Origin of the sequence: Rhizobium sp. rho-13.1, from assembly GCF_007000305.1 — a bacterium.
GTDB classification, from domain to species: Bacteria; Pseudomonadota; Alphaproteobacteria; order Rhizobiales; family Rhizobiaceae; genus Rhizobium; species Rhizobium rhododendri.
Map to the genome: position 1 here is coordinate 1 of NZ_SCFL01000067.1, position 1,739 is coordinate 1,739.

A 1,739-nucleotide genomic window follows, 5' to 3' on the forward strand; every position below is an offset into this window, starting at 1 on the left:
TCCCCATGATACTAATTTCCTATGACAGACGCTAAAAGTCAGATGTTATCGCAAATTTATCTTTCTTCGTGTGAACTTAAGAAATTAAGGAGGCGCCGTTTTTGACTTTTGCGATCCGCTAGGGACTAGAGCTCCTGTGGCGCTTCTATAAATTGGGCAAAAGCCTGCAACAACTTTATAAAATCCTAAATCTCTTCTTTCATCTATCATTTCCCAGATCAAAATGAGTATCCTCATCATCGGCTCTGGCAACGTTGGCAACGCACTTGCCGCTGACCTAAGTTACCGACGCAAATCGGTCTCGATATGGGCTGCCCCCTCCCACCTCGGATATAGTACCCAGATTGCCGAACATGGGTTGAAAGCAATGGGGGAAATCGAGGGCACCTATCGTCCTGTCGTGAAGAGAGAGCTTGCATATGCAGTTTCAACATCAAAATACATCATGGTCACCATCCCGTCACTTAACGGTGCTCGTGAAGAACTGATCGAACAACTGAAGGTCCTTGACCTTAAACAGAAGATCCTGATCTGGATCCCCGGAAATGCTGCCAGTTTGAGCCTGGAAAAGCTTGAGACTCTTGCCAGTCTAGAAACAACCACGTCGCCCTACGGATGCAGAATGGTGGATGATGCAATCTACGTGAAGGCCATCAAGAAGCAGTTGGAGATCACCTTCACCACTCCCCATCCCGAACCCTCCCTGGCCAAAGAAATAGGTGATCTCTTCCCTAATAATCTCGTTTGGCTTGCCAACGGATTGGAAGTGGCCCTCAACTGCACGAACTGTATCTGCCACACTCCCGCAGTGATTTTTAATGCCGCCAAGATAGACATTGAGGAGGACTTCTATTTCTACAAGGAGGGAATGACACCAATTGTCACAGAGGCTATGAAGGCTTTCGACCAAGAGCGCATAGAACTTTTGAAGAAGTTAGGTTTCAAACCCCGCACTGTTCTCGATCTTCTCAATGGCTGGTACGGAAAGGATGCCACAACAATCCATGATTTCGTATCGAAATCCGTTTCCCATAATGCCACCAAGGGAGCACCCAAGAACTTCAAACATCGTTACATCATGGAGGATGGTCGGATGTTGATCCTCTTCAGGGACCTTGGCAAGAAGTTTGGTATCAACGTCAAGAAACTCGAATGGGCTGTTGAGTCACTGAACATACTGGGGGAGATTGACCTTGAGAAAATCGGCATCACCCTGGCGAGTGCTGGCATGGAGGAAATATCGGCCGACGACATTGTTACCAAGTGGGGCAACAGCAAAGCCGAGGAATGAGGAGTCATTTGGTCTATGAAGCCGATTCAATTATGTTTCTTATTATTATGTACTTCCTGATGTAAACTATGCTTGAGGCGTTGATCTAAATATATTTCCAATATAATATTAAATAAATCGAACATTGTATAAATTTGCAGCTGTCCCTTTCATCATTTTAATAATATACATTCATAAATCAATTAACATATACGTATATATGAACGAACTATAAAGCAAATAAATTGCGTAATCATGAAATACATTAAGACTTTGGGATATATTCTGATGTAAAAAACAAAATTATCTGCGCTCATTGCTCTGCATTTGCCGAGCCCGTTAGGGATCGGCAAAGGCGAAAGAGCTGTGAGCGCAGATAATTTTGTTTTTTACATCAGAATATATCCTGCCATGCCTTGGCTCAATGCCTTGGCTCAATGCCTTGGCTCAATGCCTTGGCTCAATGCCT

1 protein-coding gene is annotated in these 1,739 nt (G+C 44.2%); it reads left to right on the top strand.

The window, feature by feature from the left end; all coding sequences use genetic code 11:
• Positions 1–223: 223 nt before the first annotated feature.
• Positions 224–1,291, top strand: a complete 1,068-nt coding sequence (locus tag EQW76_RS28635) for an NAD/NADP octopine/nopaline dehydrogenase family protein (RefSeq protein WP_142832617.1) — start codon at positions 224–226, stop codon at positions 1,289–1,291.
• The last annotated feature ends 448 nt before the right edge of the window (positions 1,292–1,739 follow it).

Coding starts and splice junctions, on each gene's coding strand:
- EQW76_RS28635 (WP_142832617.1), top strand. CDS start 224: ATGAGTATCCTCATCATCGGCTCTGGCAACGTTGGCAACGCACTTGCC.